We start from the raw sequence: 18,189 nt of genomic DNA, 5'->3' as shown, positions 1-18,189 counted from the left end.
GACGGGCGGAGCCGGCCGACCGCCGCGGGGCCGTCATGGGCGTATCTTCCCCACGCGGCCGCGCGCCCATCAAGCGGAAACCGCCCTAGTCCTCAAAGGGGTTGTGCATGAGGATGGTGTCGTTGCGCTCCGGGGAGGTCGAGAGCAGCGCCACCGGCGCGCCGATCAGCTCCTCGATCCGGCGCACGTACTTGATCGCCTGGGCCGGCAGGTCGGCCCAGGAGCGGGCGCCGGCCGTCGTGCCCGACCAGCCCTCGATGGTCTCGTAGATCGGCTCCACCTTGGCCTGCGCCGCCTGGTTGGCGGGGAGGTGGTCCACCACCTGTCCGTCGAGGCGGTAGCCGGTGCAGACCTTGATCGACTCGAAACCGTCGAGGATGTCGAGCTTGGTCAGGGCGATGCCGTCGATGCCCGAGGTCCGGACGGTCTGGCGCACCAGCACCGCGTCGAACCAGCCGCAGCGACGCTTGCGCCCGGTGTTGACGCCGAACTCGCGGCCGCGCGCGCCGATGGTCTCGCCGATCTCGTCGAACAGCTCGGTGGGGAACGGACCCTCGCCGACCCGGGTGGTGTAGGCCTTGGCGATGCCGAGCACGTAGCCGATCGCTGAGGGGCCCATGCCGGAGCCGGTGGCGGCCTGCGCGGCCACGATGTTCGAGGAGGTCACGAACGGATAGGTGCCGTGGTCGACGTCGAGCAGGGCGCCCTGCGCGCCCTCGAACAGGATGCGCTTGCCGGCGCGGCGCTCGTCGTCGAGGAGCTTCCAGACCGTGTCGGCGTAGGGCAGGATCGTCGGCGCGATCGCCTTCAGCTCGGCCAGCAGGGCGCCCGCATCCACCTCGGCGATGCCGAGGCCCCGGCGCAGGGCGTTGTGGTGGGTGAGCACCCGCTCGATCTTCGATTCGAGGGTCGACGCGTCGGCGAGGTCGACGACCCGGATGGCCCGGCGGCCGACCTTGTCCTCGTAGGCCGGGCCGATGCCGCGCTTCGTGGTGCCGATCTTGAGCCCGGCGTTCGAGGTCTCGCGGAAATGGTCGAGCTCGCGGTGCAGCGGCAGGATCAGGGTGGCGTTGTCGGCGATGCGCAGGGTCTGGGGCGAGATCTCGACGCCCTGGGCTTGGAGCCGGGCGATCTCGTCGACGAGGTGCCACGGATCGACCACGACGCCGTTGCCGATCACCGACAGCTTGCCGCCCCGCACCACGCCCGACGGCAGCAGCGCGAGCTTGTACGTCACCCCGTCGACCACAAGCGTGTGGCCGGCATTGTGGCCGCCCTGGAAGCGGACGACGACGTCGGCCTGCTCGGAGAGCCAGTCGACGATCTTGCCCTTGCCTTCGTCACCCCACTGGGCGCCTACGACGACGACGTTTGCCATTCACTCAAGACCTGTGCCGTAACCCGCGCGAAAGCGGCCCGACCTAACGGGCGGACCGCTTTCGCTGTCCTCGGGTCTTTCCGCGATCCGTGCGCGGAAATCAAGCAAGGGGCCCGTCCGCGCCCGGATGAGCGGGTATGCCGAGGGGTCGGGCCCGATACTGCGGTCCCGCTACCGGCCCTGGTGCCTAGCGGGCCTCGGTTCCGGGCTGGCGGCCGGGCAGGTCGCCGGGTTTGATCACCGGCATCGCGCCGGGATTCGGGTCGGGCGGGGTCACCACCATGCCGGGGGCCGCGTTGCCGGGCGGCTTGATGACGCCGTCGCTCTTCTCGAGCTTGTCGCTGAGCGTGCCCTTGTCGGCGGAGGTGCCCTTGTCGGCGGTCCCGTCGGAGGGACGGATCTTGTCGGGGATGGTCTGGTTCGGCGGCGGCAGGGCCGGATCGGTGTCCCGGCCCTTCAGCGGCGCGTCGGGGGACTGCGCGAAGGCCGTGCCGGCGATCAGGCTGAAGCCGACCGCGAGGGTGAGGATCGAGCGCATAGGGTCTCCCTGTCTCGGTTGCGAGGTTTCAGGGAGAACAGGCCGGGGGCCGAAGCGTTCCTGTCCCACCGGTCCTGTGATGGGACGAAGGTCCTGGGGCGGGGCTCTGGAGAGGAACGGGTCCCGCGGTTTCATCCCCCCTTGCGCGGGGGAGCGGAAGCCGCGCGGAGGGCCGTCCTCGACCTACCTGCTCTCGCGCGCCATCGTCCGAAGGTTCACGCGCTCTCGCGCGCCATGGCGAGGTAGAGCTCGCGCAGGCGCCGGGTGTGGGGGCCGGGGCGGCCCTCGCCGACGGCATGACCGTCGATGGAGACCACCGGCATCACGAAGGCCGAGGCGCTGGTGTAGAAGGCCTCGGCCGCCGCCAGGGCCTCGGCGACGCTGAACAGGCGCTCCTCCAGGGCGAGGCCCGCTTCCTCGGCGAGGCGCAGCACCGCCTTGCGGGTGATGCCCGGCAGGAGCGCCGTGGACAGGGGCCGCGTCACCAGGGCGCCGCCCGTCGTGACGATGAAGGCCGTCGAGGACGAGCCCTCGGTGACCGCATCGTCCTCGACCATCCAGGCCTCGGCGACGCCGGCGGCGGCGGCCTGCTGCTTGGCCAGCACCTGGGCGAGGAGGGCCACCGACTTGATGTCCCGGCGCTTCCAGCGCAGGTCCGGCACCGTGATGATCTTGGCACCGGTCTCCGCGAGCGGGTTGGCCGCCACGGTCTTGGCCTGGGTGAACATCATCACCGTGGGCCTGGTGCCGGCGGGCGGATAGGCGAAGTCGCGTTCGTACACGCCGCGCGTCACCTGCATGTAGACCAGCCCCTCGGTCAGCCCGTTGCGGGCGATGAGGTCGGTCTGCAGGCCGATCCACTCGGCCAGGCTGTGCGGGTTGGCGATGTCGATCTCGCCCAGCGAGCGGTCGAGGCGGGCGAGGTGGGCCTCGTTGTCCACGAGGCGCCCGTCGAGCACCGCCGAGACCTCGTAGATCCCGTCGGCGAAGAGGAAGCCCCGATCCATGATCGGCACGCGCGCCTCGGTGAAGGGCAGGAAGTCGCCGTTCAGGTAGACGATGCGGGCCTGGGACACGGGGTTACCTCTTCGGTCCGGGTGGAACTGGTCGGGACAGGCAGGATTCGTGCGATGTTCAGCTTGCGCCGAACACCCGGGCGAAGATCGTGTCCACGTGCTTGAAGTGGTAGCCGAGATCGAAGCACTCCTCGATCTGCTCCGGGGTCAGCGCCGCGGTGACGTCGGCATCGGCCTTCAGCAGGGCCAGGAAGTCGCCCTCGCCGCGCCAGACCGGCATCGCGTTGCGCTGGACCAGGCGGTAGGCGTCCTCGCGGGACACGCCGGCCTGGGTCAGGGCCAGCAACACCCGCTGCGAGTGGACGAGGCCGCCGAGCTTGTCCAGGTTGCGCTGCATGTTCTCCGGATAGATCAGCAGCTTGTCGACGACGCCGGTGAGGCGGCCCAGGGCGAAGTCGAGGGTGACGGTGGCGTCCGGCCCGATCATGCGCTCCACCGAGGAGTGCGAGATGTCGCGCTCGTGCCAGAGGGCGACGTTCTCCATGGCGGGCAGCGCGTAGGCGCGCACCATGCGGGCGAGGCCCGTCAGGTTCTCGGTGAGCACCGGGTTGCGCTTGTGCGGCATGGCCGAGGAGCCCTTCTGGCCCTCGGAGAAGAATTCTTCCGCTTCCAGCACTTCCGTGCGCTGGAGGTGGCGGACCTCGATGGAGAGGCGCTCCACCGAGGAGGCGACCACGCCCAGCACCGCGAAGAACATGGCATGGCGGTCGCGCGGGATGACCTGGGTCGAGACCGGCTCGGGCGTCAGGCCCATGGCCTCGGCGACGTACTCTTCCACCCGCGGGTCGATGTTGGCGAAGGTGCCGACGGCCCCCGAGATCGCGCAGGTGGCGATCTCCGCGCGGGCCGCCACGAGGCGGGCGCGCGCCCGCTCGAATTCCGCATAGGCCCCGGCGAGCTTGAGGCCGAAGGTGACCGGCTCGGCATGGATGCCGTGCGAGCGGCCGATGGTCGGCGTCATCTTGTGCTCGAAGGCGCGGCGCTTGAGGGCGGCGAGCAGGGCATCGACGTCCTTGATCAGCAGGTCGGCGGCGCGGACGAGCTGGACGTTCAGGCAGGTGTCGAGCACGTCCGACGACGTCATGCCCTGGTGGACGAAGCGGGCCTCGGGCCCGACGATCTCGGCCAGATGCGTCAGGAACGCGATGACGTCGTGCTTGGTCACCGCCTCGATGGCGTCGATGCGGGCCACGTCGAAGACCGCGTCGCGGCCCTTCTCCCAGATCGCGTCGGCCGCCTGCTTCGGGACGACGCCGATCTCGGCCAGGGCCGTGGTGGCGTGGGCCTCGATCTCGAACCAGATCCGGAAACGCGATTCGGGGGACCAGATCGCGGTCATCTCGGGGCGGCTGTAGCGGGGGATCATGCGGGCGCCTCGGTCAACGCGTCGGGAAAGGGGGCAACGGGATCAGGCGCGCCTAGCATGGGTGGCGTTGGCGCTCAACGCGGACGGCGCAGCGCAGCCGGGCGCCCGGACGTTGCAGCGCGTCATTTTCGCCTCAGTGCCGGCCATTGAGCCACGACTGGAAACATTCCAGGAAAGCGTTCCTAGGGCGATTTCTGTTGTGTTGCAGCTCGTTGGCCACACGCTCCTTGACTAAGCTGGAATAGGTCCAGAGAAAACCAGCGTCGATCCACTGGACTATACGGAACTCCTCCAATAACGGCGCAGGGCGTATCAGAACAGTCCGGATCTCACACGGGGATGTGCTGCATCTGAGTTACGCATTCTCCTGCCGACGAGAGCGTCCATGCTGCCTGCCCCCGCCGGATTCCACCGCGCCATCCTCCTGGGTGCAACCTTCCTGGGGACGGGGAGCCTCGGCCTCGCGGATGCGGCCTCGGCCGAGGACGCCGCCATCACCCTCGACCAGCTCCACGTCGTCGGAAGCCCGGGCGAAAGCGTCGGCTACCTGACCACCCGGACGCGCGGCGCCACCAGGACCGACACAGCCCTGATCGACACGCCGCAATCGGTGACGGTCGTGACCCAGCAGCAGATCCGCGACCAGGGCATCCAGAGCATCGCGGACGCGATCCGCTACGTGCCGGGCGTGGTGGCCCACCAGGGCGAGGGCAACCGGGACGACGTGGTGATCCGGGGCCAGCGCTCGAACGCCGACTTCTTCGTCAACGGCATCCGCGACGACGTTCAGTACTTCCGCGACCTCTACAACGTCCAGCGCATCGAGGTGCTGAAAGGTCCCAACGCGATGATCTTCGGGCGGGGCGGCGGTGGCGGCGTGATCAATCGGGTGCTGAAGGAGGCGGACGGCGTGCCGGTCCGCGAGGTGGTGGGGCTCGGCGGCGCCTATGGCGTGAAGCGCGTGGCCGTCGATGTCGGCGACCGGATCGGCGACAGCGTGTTCTTCCGCCTGAACGGGATGTTCGAGGACAGCGGCAGCTTCCGGAACTTCGTCGATCTGCGCCGCTACGGCGTCAATCCGACCCTGACCTTCCTGCTCGGCCCGGTCACGACGCTGAAGCTTTCCTACGAGTCTTTCCACGACGACCGCACGGCGGACCGGGGCATTCCCTCGCAGTTCGGGCGGCCCTATCGCTATCGGCAGAACATCGCGACCTTCTTCGGCAATCCCGACCTCAGCTACGCCCGGGTCGATGCCCAGATCGCCACGGCGACCCTGGACCATGCCTTCGAATCCGGGATCGCGCTGCACAGCCAGCTGCGCTTCGCCGACTACGCGAAATTCTATCAGAACGTCTATCCGAACATCGGCGCGGCCGGCTCGGTGAACGCCGCCGGCACCGCCCTGGCCCTGGCGGCCTACAACACCGAGTCGCCGCGGACGAACATCTTCAGCCAGAACGATGTCACCTACCGGTTCGATACCGGCCTCCTGAAGCACACGCTGCTCGGCGGGTTCGAGCTCGGCCACCAGGAGGGTCTGACCCTCCGCCAGGACGGCGTCTTCGCCACCACCGGCACCCAGGCCCTGGTGGTCAACCCGCTCTTGCCGGTGAGCCGCGTCCCCGTCAGCTTCCGCAACGTCGCGAGCGGCGCCAACACCCGCTACGACCTCGGCCTCGCGGCCGTCTACGCGCAGGACCAGGTCGAGATCGGGCCGCACCTTCAGCTCATCGGCGGCCTGCGCTACGACCGCTTCGATTTCGCCGCCACGGACCGGCGCAGCACCGTCACCCAGGCCCGCGTCGACGACCTGCCCTCGCCCCGCCTCGGCCTGGTGCTGAAGCCGGTCGAGGCGCTGGCCGTCTACGCCAGCTACAGCGTGTCCTACCTGCCGTCCTCCGGCGACCAGTTCAATGCCCTGACCCCGGGCCTCGCCATCGCCAAGCCGGAGCGGTTCGAGAACACCGAGATCGGCGTGAAGGTCGACATCGCCCCGACGCTGCAGCTCACCGGCGCCCTGTACAACCTCGACCGCAGCAACCAGCGCCTCGCCGACCCGAACAATGCCGGCTTCTTCATCACCAGCGGACAGACCAACACGCGGGGCGCCGAGACCGGTGCCAACGGCTACGTCACCGACGGGTGGCAGATCGCCGGCGGCTACGCCTTCACCTGCCCGCATCGTCAAGGGCTTCAACATCGGCGGTACCTCCGTCCGACCCGGCAACCAGGTCGGCCTCGTCCCCTTCAACGCCGTGACCCTGTGGAACAAGTTCGACGTGACCGAGGCGTTCGCGCTCGGCATCGGCTTCGTCCACCAGACGCACAGCTTCGCGGCCTCCGACAACACCGTGCGGCTGCCGGGCTACAGCCGCGTCGACCTCGGATTGTTCTATCAGGTCACCGATGGCGTCCGGGCCCAGCTCAATGTCGAGAACCTGTTCGACCGCGGCTACATCGCCACCGCCGACGGCAACAACAACATCAGCCCCGGCGCCCCGCGCCTGATCCGCGCGCAGGTGGTGGCCCGCTTCTGAGGCGGCCGCCGCCCCGGCGCGCGGTCGCGGCTTCCGGGACGGCCTTCGACGTGTGGCATCGCCGCAACATGCCTTGCCAGATCATCCCACCCTGGAATATTTCCAGGATTAAAAGCCGATGCAGTTTTGCCGAATGTTGCGAGGATGTTGGCGCACTGTTTCGAGCGCTTCTTAGAAGCCCTTTAAAACAAAGGTCAGGAAACGCCGCCGCGCTCGCTTGATCCTGTCTTAGCCGACCTTCAAGGGGGGCACCACGCCCCGTGACTGATTTCGGGGACGCAAAATCAACAAGACACAGTCAGTCGAGCGAACGGTACGATCATGAACATTGGAGCAGCATCGCGTTTCCTCGCCACCCTCCTGTGCGGGACGGCGCTGGCGACGACGGCCCGGGCGCAGCCGGCGCTCCTGCCCGAGGGCACGGCCGTCACCCTCGACCAGCTCAGCGTCGAGGGCGTGCGCGGGAACACGGTGGGGTACCTGACCCGCACCACGCGCAGCGCGACGAAGACCGACACCCCGCTCCTCGACACCCCGCAATCGGTGACCATCGTCAGCCGGGAGCAGATCCGGGACCAGAACTTCCAGAACCTCACCGACCAGCTGCGCTACGTGCCCGGCGTGATCCCGGCCCAGGGCGAGAGCAACCGCGACGAGGTCGTCATCCGCGGGCAGAAGACCAACGCGGACTTCTTCGTCAACGGCGTGCGCGACGACGTGCAGTACTTCCGCGACCTGTACAACATCGAGCGGATCGAGGTGCTCAAGGGCCCGGATTCGCTGATCTTCGGCCGCGGCGGCGGCGGCGGCGTGATCAACCGCGTTCTCAAGGAGGCCGACGGCCTGCGCGTGCGCCAGGTCGTGGCGGGCGTCGGCCAGTTCAACCAGAAGCGCGTGGCCCTCGATGTGGGCGACCGGATCAGCGACAGCGTGTTCTTCCGCCTCAACGGCGTGTTCGAGGACAGCCAGACCTACCGCCAGTTCGGCGCGTTGCAGCGCTACGGCATCAACCCGACGATGACCTTCCTGCTCGGCCCGGCGACCACGCTGAAGCTCTCCTACGAGTTCTTCCACGACGACCGCTTCCCCGATCGCGGCATCCCCTCGCAGAACGGCCGGCCGTACAACTACCGCAACAACATCCGCACCTTCTTCGGCAACCCGGACGTGAACACCACCCGGGTCGATGCCAACATCGCCACGGCGACCCTCGACCACACGTTCGAGTCCGGCGTCCAGATGCGCAACCAGCTGCGCTTCGCCGACTACAATCGCTTCTACGCCAACACCCTGCCGGGCGCGCCGGTCAACGCCGCCGGGACCCAGGTGCCGATCACCGGCTACCGCAACGAGACCGACCGGACCAACTACTTCAGCCAGAACGACTTCACCTACAAGTTCCTCACCGGCGACGTGAAGCACACCCTGCTGGCCGGCTTCGAGCTCGGCTACCAGGAAGGCCTCGCCTTCCGCCAGACGGCGTTCTTCAACACCGGCAGCAGCCTCGTCACTAGCGTAGTGGTGAACCCGATGGCGCCGATCACCCGCGCGCCGGTGACCTTCCGCAACAACGGCACCACGGACGCCAACTTCCGCTACGACCTCGGCCTGGCCGCGGCCTATGCCCAGGACCAGATCGACCTGAACGAGTACGTGCAGATCGTCAGCGGCCTGCGCTACGACTATTTCGACTTCTCCTCGCAGGGCCGCGTCACCGGCCTGACCAACGAACGGGTCGACAACCTCGTCTCGCCGCGCGCCGGCATCGTGATCAAGCCGCTGGCGAACCTCGCCTTCTACGGCAGCTACAGCGTCTCCTACCTGCCGTCCTCGGGCGACCAGATCGGCAGCTTCACGCCGGGCCTCGCTATCGCCAAGGCGGAGGGCTTCCAGAACCTCGAAGTGGGCGTGAAGTACGACGTCACCCCGAGCTTCCAGGTCACCGGCGCCCTGTACAACCTCGACCGCACCAACCAGCGCCTGGCCGACCCGAACAATGCCGGCTTCTTCATCCTGTCGGGCCGGACCAACACGCAGGGCGCCGAGATCGGTGCCAACGGCTACCTCACCGACTGGTGGCAGATCGCAGGCGGCTACGCCTTCACCGATGCGCGGATCGACAGCGCCGTGTCGACGACCATCGTGAAGGGCAACACCGTCGGGCTGGTGCCGTTCAACAGCGTCTCGCTCTGGAACAAGTTCGACATCACGCCCGAATTCGGCCTCGGCATCGGGGTGATCCACCAGACCCACACCTTCGCCACCTCCGACGACACCGTGCGGCTGCCCAGCTACACGCGCTTCGACCTGGGGCTGTTCTATCAGGTCAGCGAGTCGGTCCGGGCGCAGGTGAACATCGAGAACCTGTTCGACCGGCGCTACATCTACACCGCCGACAACAACCAGAACATCACGCCGGGCGCGCCGCGCACGATCCGGGCGCAGATCATCGCGAAGTTCTGATCCACACCAAACTCTGATCCCGGCCAAGTTTCGACGCCGGTTCAGATCGGAGAAGCGGACCGCGGCGGTGCGGGCGGGTGGGTTACTCCACCCGCTGCCAGCCGGGGCCCATCAGGCGCTCCTGCGGGGTGAAGCGGGCCTTGTAATCCATCTTCCGCGAGCCCTCGACCCAGTAGCCGAGATAGAGGTAGGGCAGGCCGAGATCGGCGGCGCGGCGGATGTGGTCGAGGATCATGTAGGTGCCGAGCGAGCGGTGCGCCTCGGCCGGATCGTAGAATGAGTAGACCATCGACAGGCCGTCCGCGAGGACGTCGGTCAGGCAGAGGGCGACGGTCGGCCCGGTGCCGCGCCCGTTGATCGCGGTGTCGGGGCCGCGCCGGCGATAGCTCACCAGGTGGGTGTCGACGTGGCTGTCCTCGATCATCATGGCGTAGTCGAGCACGGTCATGTCGACCATGCCGCCGTCGCCGTGGCGGGCGTCGAGGTAGCGCCGGAACAGGGCATACTGCTCGGAGGCCGGGCGGTTGGGCTCCGGAGCGCCCACGAGGTCGGCGTTGCGCTGGAGGATGCGGCGCTGGCTGGCCGAGGGCCGGAAATCGGACACCACCACCCGCACCGAGATGCAGGCCCGGCAGGATTCGCAGGCCGGCCGGTAGGCGATGGTCTGCGAGCGGCGGAAGCCGCCCTGCGTCAGGATCTCGTTGAGGTCGCGGGCGCGGCGCCCGACCAGGTGTGTGAAGACCTTCCGCTCCTCCTGCCCCGGCAGGTAGGGGCACGGGGAGGGCGCCGTGAGGTAGAATTGCGGGGTGTCCCGGGAATGGCTCGTCACGCTTGTCTGTCGCTCGCCGCGCGCCGGGTGCGCACAGCGCACCCCTAGACTTGAGTGTATCCGCAACGCGGGCGGGCTCAACACCCTCCCGGGGTTCCGCGACAATTTCGTGCGAAACCGTGCGTCTGAATCTTGGCGCCTCGAACGTGGCGCCGGAAACTTCCCTCGTCTTGTTCAGCCGCGAACGGCCGCGTCGACGGTGACTCCCGGCGAAGGCGACCGCGTCAGCCGGCCCGCACCACCGCGAGGCCGAGGAGCAGGTCGTGGCCGAGGCGACGGTCGGCCCGCACCAGGCCGATGCCGACATCGAGCATCCAGAGCAGGAAGGCCGAGGCCACGGCGACGTAGAACAGCAGCGCGTGGATCGCGGCGGTGAGGTAGTCGACGCGGGCGCCGCTCTCCGGCGCGACCACGCGCAGGCCCATCATCCGCATGCCCCAGGTGCTCTGGCCCCGGCCGCCGACCGTGATCGCGCTGTAGAGGATGCCGCTGGCCGGCAGGATCGCGAACAGGGTCCAGCCCAGCCCGAAGGTGATGGCGCCGATCACCGTGATCACCAGGGTGAGCAGGGCGGTGAACCCGAAGATGAACAGGATGTCGAGGAGGTAGGCCATGAAGCGCGCGCCCAGGCTGCCCCGGACATGGGGCACCGGGAACTGGGGGGCGTAGCCGGTCTGGAAGCGATCGGCGTAGGGGCTTTGCGTCTCGCGCATGGGGCGCTCCTGGATCGCGCTCGCGGACGGAGCGGCGACGTTCTGAGCGGAGAGATGGGCGTGCGCCCGACGAGACTCAAGCCGGCACCGCGAGATCGACGCGTCCGCCCGGCTCAGTGCGTCAGGCGGTCGGCCGGCACCGGCTGGACGCCCGGATCCGCGGCGGCGGCCTCCGGGGTCTCGAGGTAGTAGTGGCGCAGCAGGAACAGGCGCGCCCCGTTGACCGGCCCGCCCTCGGTGGCGAGGCCGAGGAGTTCCGCGCCGGGACCGAAGCTGCAGGTGACCCAGCGCTGGCGCGCAGCCTGGCCGGGCCGCCCCGCCACCGCGTAGTCGACGCGGAGTTCGTCCGGCGTCGCGCCCGCGCCGATGCGCAGGAGCTTCACCGCGGTCTCGGGCGGTGCGAGCGCGGGCACGACCCGTCGGCAGATCAGGGCGCGCTGCCGATCGACCGAGCTCTCGCAGCCGCCGAGGGTGAAGAGGCCGAGGAGGGCGACCCCGCCGGCGAGCGCCGCGCGGAGGCCGCGCGCGGTGGACCTGAGGCTCACGCGCCGGCGCGCAGCCGCTCGGCGACCCGCAGCGCGTAGTAGGTGAGCACGCCGTCGGCGCCCGCGCGCTTGAAGGCCAGCAGGCTCTCGACCATGGCCCGCTCGCCGTCGAGCCAGCCGTTGCGGGCAGCGGCCTCGATCATCGCGTACTCGCCCGAGACCTGGTAGGCGAAGGTCGGCACGGCGAACTCGTCCTTCACCCGGCGGATGATGTCGAGGTAGGGCAGGCCGGGCTTCACCATGACCGAATCCGCGCCCTCCGCGAGGTCCAGGGCGACCTCCCGGATGGCCTCGTCGGAATTGCCCGGGTCCATCTGGTAGGTGCGCTTGTCGCCGACCAGGGCCGCCTGGGTCCCGATGGCATCCCGGAACGGGCCGTAGAAGGCACTCGCGTACTTGGCCGCGTAGGCCATGATCTGCACGTCGCGGAAGCCCGCCCGGTCGAGGCCGGCCCGGATCGCGCCGACGCGCCCGTCCATCATGTCGGAGGGCGCGATGATGTCGGTGCCGGCCTCCGCCTGGATCAGGCTCTGCTCGACCAGGAGGGCCACGGTCTCGTCGTTGAGGATCGCGCCGTCCTCCAGCAGGCCGTCATGGCCGTGGCTGGTATAGGGATCGAGAGCGACGTCGGTCATGATGCCGAGCTCGGGCACCGCCGTCTTCACCGCCCGGACCGCCCGGCAGACGAGGTTGTCCGGATTGAGCGATTCCGAGCCGGTGGGATCGCGCAGGCTTGGCTCGGTGTAGGGGAAGAACGAGATTGCCGGGATGCCCGCGCGGGCAGCCTTCTCGGCGTCCCGGACGATCTCGTCAACGCTGAGGCGCTCGACACCGGGCATCGAGGCGATGGGCTCGCGCCGGCCCGACCCCTCGATCACGAAGAGCGGCCAGATCAGGTCGTCGACCGTGAGGGTATTCTCGCGCACGAGGCGGCGCGACCACTCGGCCTTGCGGTTGCGGCGCGGGCGCTGCGTGATGCCGAGGGCCACGGGGCGAGCGGCTTCCTGGGCCGTCTCGACCGCCAGGGGACGCGGGGTCGCGGGTTCGTTGGTCATCGTGGGCGCACTCGATCGTTTTCGGCCCGGGCCGTGGCCGGGAGAGACCCTAGCGGGGAGAGCCCCTGGCCGGGAGGGGCCCTGGCCGGGGCGGGCGAGCACGGGCCTAACACATCCGGAAAAGCCTCCGAAACCCGTGATGCCGACGCAGGGATGGCGGGTCGACCTGCACCGTCAGCCTGCACCGTAGACCTTCCCCTTAGACCTGCACCGTAGACCCGCGCCGTGCGCACAGACGAAGCGCCTCCGGCGACGCCCCTCCGATTGACGCCCAACGCCAAAACCTCGTCTAAGCAGGCGGTCCAGGCTGGAGACCCCGGCCGGAGGCGGGAGAACCCATGGCAGATTCGGGCGAAGCGGAGATCCTGTTCGAGCGGCGCGGGGCGTTGGGCCTCGTGACGTTGAACCGGCCGCGCGCCCTGAACGCCCTGTCCCTGGCGATGCTCGGGGCGATGCAGGCCCAGCTCGACGCCTGGGCCGGTGACGTCGCGGTGACGCGGGTGGTGCTGCGCGGCCGGGGCGGACGAGCCTTCTGCGCCGGCGGCGACATCCGCCAGCTCTACGCCCTCGCCAAGGCCGGCGCACATGCCGCCGTCGATGCCTTCTGGCGCGCCGAGTACGGCCTCGACGCCACGGTGCAGCGGTACCCGAAGCCCGTGGTCAGCCTGATCGAGGGCCTGGTCATGGGTGGCGGCAACGGCATCTCGGTCCATGGCAGCCACCGGGTCTCGTCGGAGCACTACAGCTTCGCCATGCCGGAAGTCGGGATCGGCCTGTTTCCCGATGTCGGCATGACCTACGTGCTACCGCGCCTGCCCGGATGCACGGGAACCTACCTCGCCCTGACCGGCGCCCGCATCGGACCGGGCGATGCCCACGCGGTGGGTCTGGCCACCCACCACGCCGCGGCGGCGGATTTCGACGAAATCGTCGACGGCCTCGCCTCCGGCGGGCCGATCGAGGCGCTGCTCGCCGACCGAGGCCGACCGGTGCCGGATCCGGAGACTCTGGTCGCGGCCCGGGCCGTGATCGATGCCTGCTTCTCGGCTGCTACGGTCGCGGAGATCCTGGCACGCCTCGATGCGGACGGCTCTCCCTTCGCCACCGAGACGGCCGCCCTGATGCGCACGCGCTCGCCCACCAGCCTGGTTCTGGTGCGCGAGCAGATGCGCCGCGGCGCCGCTTCGAGCTTCCCCGAGGCGATGCTGACGGAATACCGGATGGTCAGCGCCCTGATGCGCGGCCACGACTTCTTCGAGGGCGTGCGCGCGGCCGTGATCGACAAGGACGGCGCGCCGGCCTGGAAGCCCGCCAGCCTGGACGCCGTCGACCCGGCGTCGATCGCCGCGGCCTTCGCGCCCACGGGCCGGCAAGAGCCGACCTTCGGCGGATCGCCCAAGTCAGGATCCATGTCGTGATCCCAGTCATGAGAAGAGGTCCGGCGTGCGCGGATTGACGAAGGTCCCTGGCTCCCGCGAGATCCGCGGACGCAACCAGGACGCCGGTGCCGACCGGATCGAGCGTGCGCCCCAGGTGCCACAGACCGGCTGGGACGTGGTGCTGGTCTGGTTCATGCGCCTCACCGCCCTGTTCTGGCTGGCGAAGGCCGTCGCCACCTGGGCCGGCATCCTCGACATCCTGCCCGGCGGGCGCCCCTTCGAATCGGAGACGCTCGGGCGCCAGAGCGTGATCGTCTACTTCGCGGTGATCGACCCGATGGCGGCGGTCGGTCTCTGGCTCACCAGCGCCTGGGGCGGCGTGGTCTGGCTGCTGGCCGCCACCAGCGCGCTCACCCTCGCGGTCCTGACCCCGCAGCTGCTGCCAATAGCCCCCGTATACCTGGCAATACAGGCTGGAATTATTGCGTTGTATTTTATCTTGTCTTTCCTGGCCGCGCGGGAAATCCGGTAAACGCCGGGTTACGACGTTCGCTTCATCTTGCATTTACCGAGAGAGGTAAATCGCAAATTCATCCTATCGCTTAAACCGTCTTTCATCTGGGACTTCTAGGTTGGCTTCATAAGCGGTGGCGAAGAACACCGGCCCTGAAACACAGAAACCTGAAGAGGCCCATGATGAAGTCCCAGGCTGCAAAGGTTAGCAAGACCGAAACCGCTCCCGAGGCCGCTCCGGCACATGGCTCGTATCTTGAGGCCCTGCACCTCGTCGAGCGCCTGCACCGCCGCCTCCTCGATGTCATCAAGGACGAATTCGAGCGCCGCGACCGCGAGGACGTCAACAGCGTCCAGGCCCTGCTGCTCTACAACATCGGCGACAAGGAGCTCACCGCGAGCGAGCTGCGCACCAAGGGCTACTATCTCGGCTCGAACGTCTCCTACAACGTCAAGAAGCTCGTCGAGGCGGGCTACCTCCACCACGCCCGGTCGAAGACCGACCGCCGCTCGGTCCGCATCAGCCTCACCGACAAGGGCCGTCAGGTCCACGACATCATCCAGAGCCTGTACGACAAGCACGCCCGCACCATCCAGCCGATCGGCGGGATCTCGGACGACGATTTCGGTCGCCTCAACACCGCGCTCAGCCGCCTGGAGCGCTTCTGGACCGACCAGATCCGCTACCGCCTCTAGGACCGGATCGCGCGCGATCGCAGCATCACACAAGCCCGGCTCGCCGGGCTTGTTCGCGTTCCGGATTCCCCATGAGGGCGTCCCGCTCCGTCAGGAGCCCGCGTGCTCGGCCGATTCCTCGCCCGCCGGCTTGCCGTCGTCCCGGGCACGGTGGAGCATGAAGATCGCGAACACCATCGTGAGGATCAGGCCGGCGAGGACGCCGAGCTCGATCATCGAGGCCTGGAACAACGCCTGCTTCTCCGGCGACCAGTCCTTGGCGTGGGTGATCTCCGACGATTGCAGGGTGATGACCAGAACCCGTCGGATCGAGGCGATCAGGCCGACGATGAGGAACGGCTCGCAGGTCAGCTTGCCCGAGCGCATCGACACCCGCACCGTGTGCAGGATCTCGATCAGCATCAGCAGGAACAGCAGCCGGTCCACCACCTCGAGGATCTGGTCGGCCCCGCCCAGGTGGCGCAGGGCTTCCCAGGTCAGCGCGGTGGCGTCGACAAGGGCGACGAGGGCCGTGAGGGCGAGGAGCACGCCGAGGGCCGCGTAGATCGCGTGCTCGGTGTGCAGGAAGACGAAGCTCGCCGCACGCGTGAGCCGGCCCTGATCGTCCCGGTCGTCGGACATGACGCGCTCCCCCCTCTGTCGGGTCGATCAGACAGGATCGACGGGCGGGCGTCCAGCGCGGCCACGCTCCAGGACCGGCCCGGGTGGAGCGCCCGCGACGGCCGGAGCGTTCACGACCGCGTCAGCGCCACAGCATCGACGGTCGCAGCGGCACCGGCCGGGTCACAGCATGTCCTCGACCCGGATCGGCAGCGAGCGAATCCGGCGGCCCGTGGCGTGGAACACCGCGTTGGCGATGGCGGCGTTGACGCCGATGATCCCGAGCTCGCCGAGACCCTTCAGGCCGAGGGGGTTCACGGCGTCGTCCGGGTCCGACACGAGAAGCGCCTCGACCTCCGGCGCATCGGCCGCGGTGGCGACGAGGTACTCGGCCAGGTCCGCGTTCCGGTAGTGGCCGCGGTCGAGGATCGTCTCCTCGAGAAGTGCCGAGCCGAGGCCCCAGATCATCCCGCCGGTGAGCTGGCTCCGGGCGGTCAGCGGATTGAGGACCCGGCCGGCCGCGAAGGCGCCGAGGAGCCGCGGCACCCGGATCTCGCCGGTTTCGTCGTGAACCCGCACCCGCGCGAACTGCGCCCCGAAGGCCCAGGACAGGGCCTTGCTGCCCGCCCCTGTGCCAAGGGCCATCTTGCCCGCCTCGATCACCTCCAGGGCTTCCGGCCCCGACCCCTCGGGGGTGAAAGCCGCCACGGTCTCGATCCCGTTCGGATCGAGGCTGGCGACGAGCATCCGCAGCGGACAGGTCCGCCCGTCCGGCGCGACGAGACCGCCCGCCTGCAGGCGCAGCGTCGCGGGATCCGCCCCGGCCAGGGCACCGGAGTCGATGGCGGCGGAGGCCAAACGCGCCCGAAGGGTCTCGCAGCCCTGGGCCAGGGTGTGGAGCAGGCTGGTCGTGGTGGAGGAGCCGCCCGAGAGCCCCGCTGCCGGCAGCGCCGTATCGCCCAGGCGGACCGTGACGGCCTCGGGCGCGGTGCCGAGCCACTCGGCGGCCCCGAGGGCGAGCAGCGTCGTGATCCCGTTGCCGATCTCGTGGTGGGCGGTGGCGACGGTGACGCGGCCATCGGCCGTGAGGTGGATCCGCAGGGTGGCGGGGGAGATCTTCACCGGCCGGGCCGAGGCGGCGCAGCCGAATCCGATCCGCCACGGGCCGTCGCGCATCCGCCCCGGTTCCGGATCGCGGGTCGCCCAGCCGAAGGCTTCCGCCCCGGCGTCGAAGCAGGCCATCAGCGGACGCGAGGAGAACGGCTTGCCGGAGATCGGATCGGTGGCCGTGTCGTTGCGCCGGCGCAGGGCGATGGGATCGATCCCGAGGGCGACCGCCATCTCGTCGACGGCGCTCTCCAGGGCGAAGAGGTAGGGCACCTCGGGCGGCGCCCGCATCGGCCCCGGGGTGTTGCGGTCGACCCGCACGGCACGCTCGTCGGTCCGGACGGCCGGGCAGGCATAGAGGCTCGCGGTGACGTCGGTGCCCTCCATGGCGAAGGGATCGAAGCGCGAAGCGATGACCGCGGCCTCGTGCACCAGGGCGGTGAAGCGCCCGTCCGCGCGCGCGCCGAGGCGGATGTCGTGCCGGGTCTCGGGCCGATAATTGGCGATGGTGAAACCGTCCCGCCGGCTCGCGACCAGGGAGACCGGCCGACCGAGGGCGCGGGCCGCCAGGGCGACCGGCGCCGTGTACTGCGCCAGGGCGAGCTTCGCGCCGAAATGGCCGCCGATCAGGCCCGAGACCACCCGGATGTCGGCCGGGTCGAGGCCGAGCTGCGCGGCGAGGCCGTGCCGGACCGCGCCGATGTAGCGCGACGGCTCGTGGACGGTGAGGCGCGGGCCGTCCCAGGCGCAGGTGGTCGTGAACAGTTCGATCGGGTTGTGGTGCTGGATCGGCGTGGCGTAGCGCGCGGCCACGGTGACGTCCGCCCGCGCCAGGGCCGCGTCGGCGTCGCCGATCCGAGGGTCGTGGTGCTCCGGCTTCAGGTCGGCCAGGCGCACGACCTCCGCCCGCGGCGCGTCGAATCCGTCGGCGAAGGCCTCGGCCGCGTAGTGAACCCGGGTGCAGGCCGCCGCGGCGCTCGCCGCCTCGACGGTCTCCGCCACCACCAGGGCGACGATCTGACCGGCATACGCCACCGTGTCCGAGCCCAGGGGCAGGTGACTGCTATTGGCGTAGCCCCCGGCCATGAGGTGCTTCACCGGCCGGATCGCGCCGGCGAAATCCCGATGGGTGAAGATGCGCAGGCAGCCTGGGACCGCCTGCGCCGCCGCGAGGTCGAAGCCGGTGATCCGTCCGCGCGGAATGGGGCTGGTGACCAGAGCGGCGTGGGCGAGGCCCGGCAGGCGGGTATCCGAAGCGTAGACGGCCGTGCCCGTGACCTTGGCGCCACCCTCGACACGCGGATGCGGATGCCCGAGCCAGATCGGGCGATCGGGCAGGTCGGTCGGTCTCGCCATCGGGCTCTCCTCGCCTCACGGCAGGAGTAACCGTA

General features: G+C 69.4%; 14 protein-coding genes and 1 pseudogene. 5 read left to right on the top strand and 10 right to left on the bottom strand.

What is annotated here, in order from left to right; genetic code table 11:
* Window positions 1-85 precede the first annotated feature (85 nt).
* From CRT23_RS06875 to purB, 4 genes are all read right to left on the bottom strand, one after another.
* Window positions 86-1,378 carry an adenylosuccinate synthase gene (locus CRT23_RS06875; RefSeq protein ID WP_055952641.1) on the bottom strand — a complete coding sequence of 431 codons (1,293 nt, stop codon included), beginning with the start codon at window positions 1,376-1,378 and terminating at the stop codon, window positions 86-88.
* Window positions 1,379-1,565: 187 nt separating this feature from the next.
* Window positions 1,566-1,916: a hypothetical protein gene (locus tag CRT23_RS06870; RefSeq protein ID WP_103709103.1), complete on the bottom strand. Its 351-nt coding sequence runs from the start codon at window positions 1,914-1,916 to the stop codon at window positions 1,566-1,568.
* 215 nt (window positions 1,917-2,131) lie between these two features.
* Window positions 2,132-2,992, bottom strand: a complete 861-nt coding sequence (locus tag CRT23_RS06865; RefSeq protein ID WP_103709102.1) for a D-amino-acid transaminase — start codon at window positions 2,990-2,992, stop codon at window positions 2,132-2,134.
* Window positions 2,993-3,050: 58 nt separating this feature from the next.
* Entirely contained in the window at window positions 3,051-4,358 is a 1,308-nt protein-coding gene (gene purB / locus CRT23_RS06860; RefSeq protein ID WP_103709101.1) for an adenylosuccinate lyase, read from the bottom strand.
* A 493-nt stretch (window positions 4,359-4,851) separates the two neighbouring features.
* Between purB and CRT23_RS06855 the strand changes: the two are divergent.
* Together CRT23_RS06855 and CRT23_RS06850 are read left to right on the top strand one after the other, a co-directional pair.
* Window positions 4,852-6,898: pseudogene (locus CRT23_RS06855) on the top strand (TonB-dependent siderophore receptor).
* 321 nt (window positions 6,899-7,219) lie between these two features.
* A complete protein-coding gene (locus CRT23_RS06850; RefSeq protein WP_103709100.1) occupies window positions 7,220-9,361 on the top strand; it encodes a TonB-dependent siderophore receptor in 2,142 nt (713 codons plus the stop codon).
* Between the two features lie 82 nt (window positions 9,362-9,443).
* Here the strand turns inward: CRT23_RS06850 and CRT23_RS06845 are convergent, their stop codons facing one another.
* The 4 genes from CRT23_RS06845 to hemB form a co-directional block, all read right to left on the bottom strand.
* Window positions 9,444-10,190 carry an arginyltransferase gene (locus tag CRT23_RS06845; RefSeq protein ID WP_055952656.1) on the bottom strand — a complete coding sequence of 249 codons (747 nt, stop codon included), beginning with the start codon at window positions 10,188-10,190 and terminating at the stop codon, window positions 9,444-9,446.
* 224 nt (window positions 10,191-10,414) lie between these two features.
* Window positions 10,415-10,903, bottom strand: coding sequence for an RDD family protein (locus CRT23_RS06840; protein WP_103709099.1), 489 nt, complete (start codon window positions 10,901-10,903; stop codon window positions 10,415-10,417).
* 113 nt (window positions 10,904-11,016) lie between these two features.
* Entirely contained in the window at window positions 11,017-11,448 is a 432-nt protein-coding gene (locus CRT23_RS06835; RefSeq protein WP_103709098.1) for a hypothetical protein, read from the bottom strand.
* Window positions 11,445-12,503, bottom strand: coding sequence for a porphobilinogen synthase (gene hemB / locus CRT23_RS06830; protein ID WP_103709097.1), 1,059 nt, complete (start codon window positions 12,501-12,503; stop codon window positions 11,445-11,447). The genes CRT23_RS06835 and hemB overlap by 4 nt, the downstream gene beginning before the upstream one ends.
* A 338-nt stretch (window positions 12,504-12,841) precedes the next feature.
* On the opposite strand from hemB, the gene CRT23_RS06825 reads away from it, so the two are divergent.
* The 3 genes from CRT23_RS06825 (at window position 12,842) to CRT23_RS06815 (ending at window position 15,091) form a co-directional block, all read left to right on the top strand.
* On the top strand, window positions 12,842-13,921 hold the full coding sequence (locus CRT23_RS06825; protein ID WP_103709096.1) for an enoyl-CoA hydratase/isomerase family protein: 1,080 nt from the start codon (window positions 12,842-12,844) through the stop codon (window positions 13,919-13,921).
* A 25-nt stretch (window positions 13,922-13,946) separates the two neighbouring features.
* Window positions 13,947-14,414 (top strand): DUF6163 family protein, encoded by a 468-nt coding sequence (locus CRT23_RS06820; RefSeq protein ID WP_055952671.1) that lies wholly within the window; start codon window positions 13,947-13,949, stop codon window positions 14,412-14,414.
* Window positions 14,415-14,578: 164 nt separating this feature from the next.
* Window positions 14,579-15,091, top strand: coding sequence for a winged helix DNA-binding protein (locus tag CRT23_RS06815; protein WP_055953756.1), 513 nt, complete (start codon window positions 14,579-14,581; stop codon window positions 15,089-15,091).
* 90 nt (window positions 15,092-15,181) lie between these two features.
* Here CRT23_RS06815 and CRT23_RS06810 read toward each other — a convergent pair whose 3' ends face one another.
* Window positions 15,182-15,712 carry a phosphate-starvation-inducible PsiE family protein gene (locus CRT23_RS06810; RefSeq protein ID WP_055952674.1) on the bottom strand — a complete coding sequence of 177 codons (531 nt, stop codon included), beginning with the start codon at window positions 15,710-15,712 and terminating at the stop codon, window positions 15,182-15,184.
* A gap of 162 nt (window positions 15,713-15,874) precedes the next feature.
* Window positions 15,875-18,154 carry a xanthine dehydrogenase family protein molybdopterin-binding subunit gene (locus CRT23_RS06805; RefSeq protein WP_103709095.1) on the bottom strand — a complete coding sequence of 760 codons (2,280 nt, stop codon included), beginning with the start codon at window positions 18,152-18,154 and terminating at the stop codon, window positions 15,875-15,877.
* Window positions 18,155-18,189 lie beyond the last annotated feature (35 nt).

The organism is Methylobacterium sp. V23, from assembly GCF_002917135.1.
GTDB lineage: Bacteria > Pseudomonadota > Alphaproteobacteria > Rhizobiales > Beijerinckiaceae > Methylobacterium.
This window is presented reverse-complemented; position numbering and strand designations above follow the sequence as displayed.

What these genes read in the sequence shown, in the direction of transcription:
- CRT23_RS06875 (WP_055952641.1), bottom strand. Translation starts at nt 1,378, where the DNA reads ATGGCAAACGTCGTCGTCGTAGGCGCCCAGTGGGGTGACGAAGGCAAG.
- CRT23_RS06870 (WP_103709103.1), bottom strand. Translation starts at nt 1,916, where the DNA reads ATGCGCTCGATCCTCACCCTCGCGGTCGGCTTCAGCCTGATCGCCGGC.
- purB (WP_103709101.1), bottom strand. Translation starts at nt 4,358, where the DNA reads ATGATCCCCCGCTACAGCCGCCCCGAGATGACCGCGATCTGGTCCCCC.
- CRT23_RS06850 (WP_103709100.1), top strand. Translation starts at nt 7,220, where the DNA reads ATGAACATTGGAGCAGCATCGCGTTTCCTCGCCACCCTCCTGTGCGGG.
- CRT23_RS06840 (WP_103709099.1), bottom strand. Translation starts at nt 10,903, where the DNA reads ATGCGCGAGACGCAAAGCCCCTACGCCGATCGCTTCCAGACCGGCTAC.
- hemB (WP_103709097.1), bottom strand. Translation starts at nt 12,503, where the DNA reads ATGACCAACGAACCCGCGACCCCGCGTCCCCTGGCGGTCGAGACGGCC.
- CRT23_RS06825 (WP_103709096.1), top strand. Translation starts at nt 12,842, where the DNA reads ATGGCAGATTCGGGCGAAGCGGAGATCCTGTTCGAGCGGCGCGGGGCG.
- CRT23_RS06815 (WP_055953756.1), top strand. Translation starts at nt 14,579, where the DNA reads ATGAAGTCCCAGGCTGCAAAGGTTAGCAAGACCGAAACCGCTCCCGAG.
- CRT23_RS06810 (WP_055952674.1), bottom strand. Translation starts at nt 15,712, where the DNA reads ATGTCCGACGACCGGGACGATCAGGGCCGGCTCACGCGTGCGGCGAGC.
- CRT23_RS06805 (WP_103709095.1), bottom strand. Translation starts at nt 18,154, where the DNA reads ATGGCGAGACCGACCGACCTGCCCGATCGCCCGATCTGGCTCGGGCAT.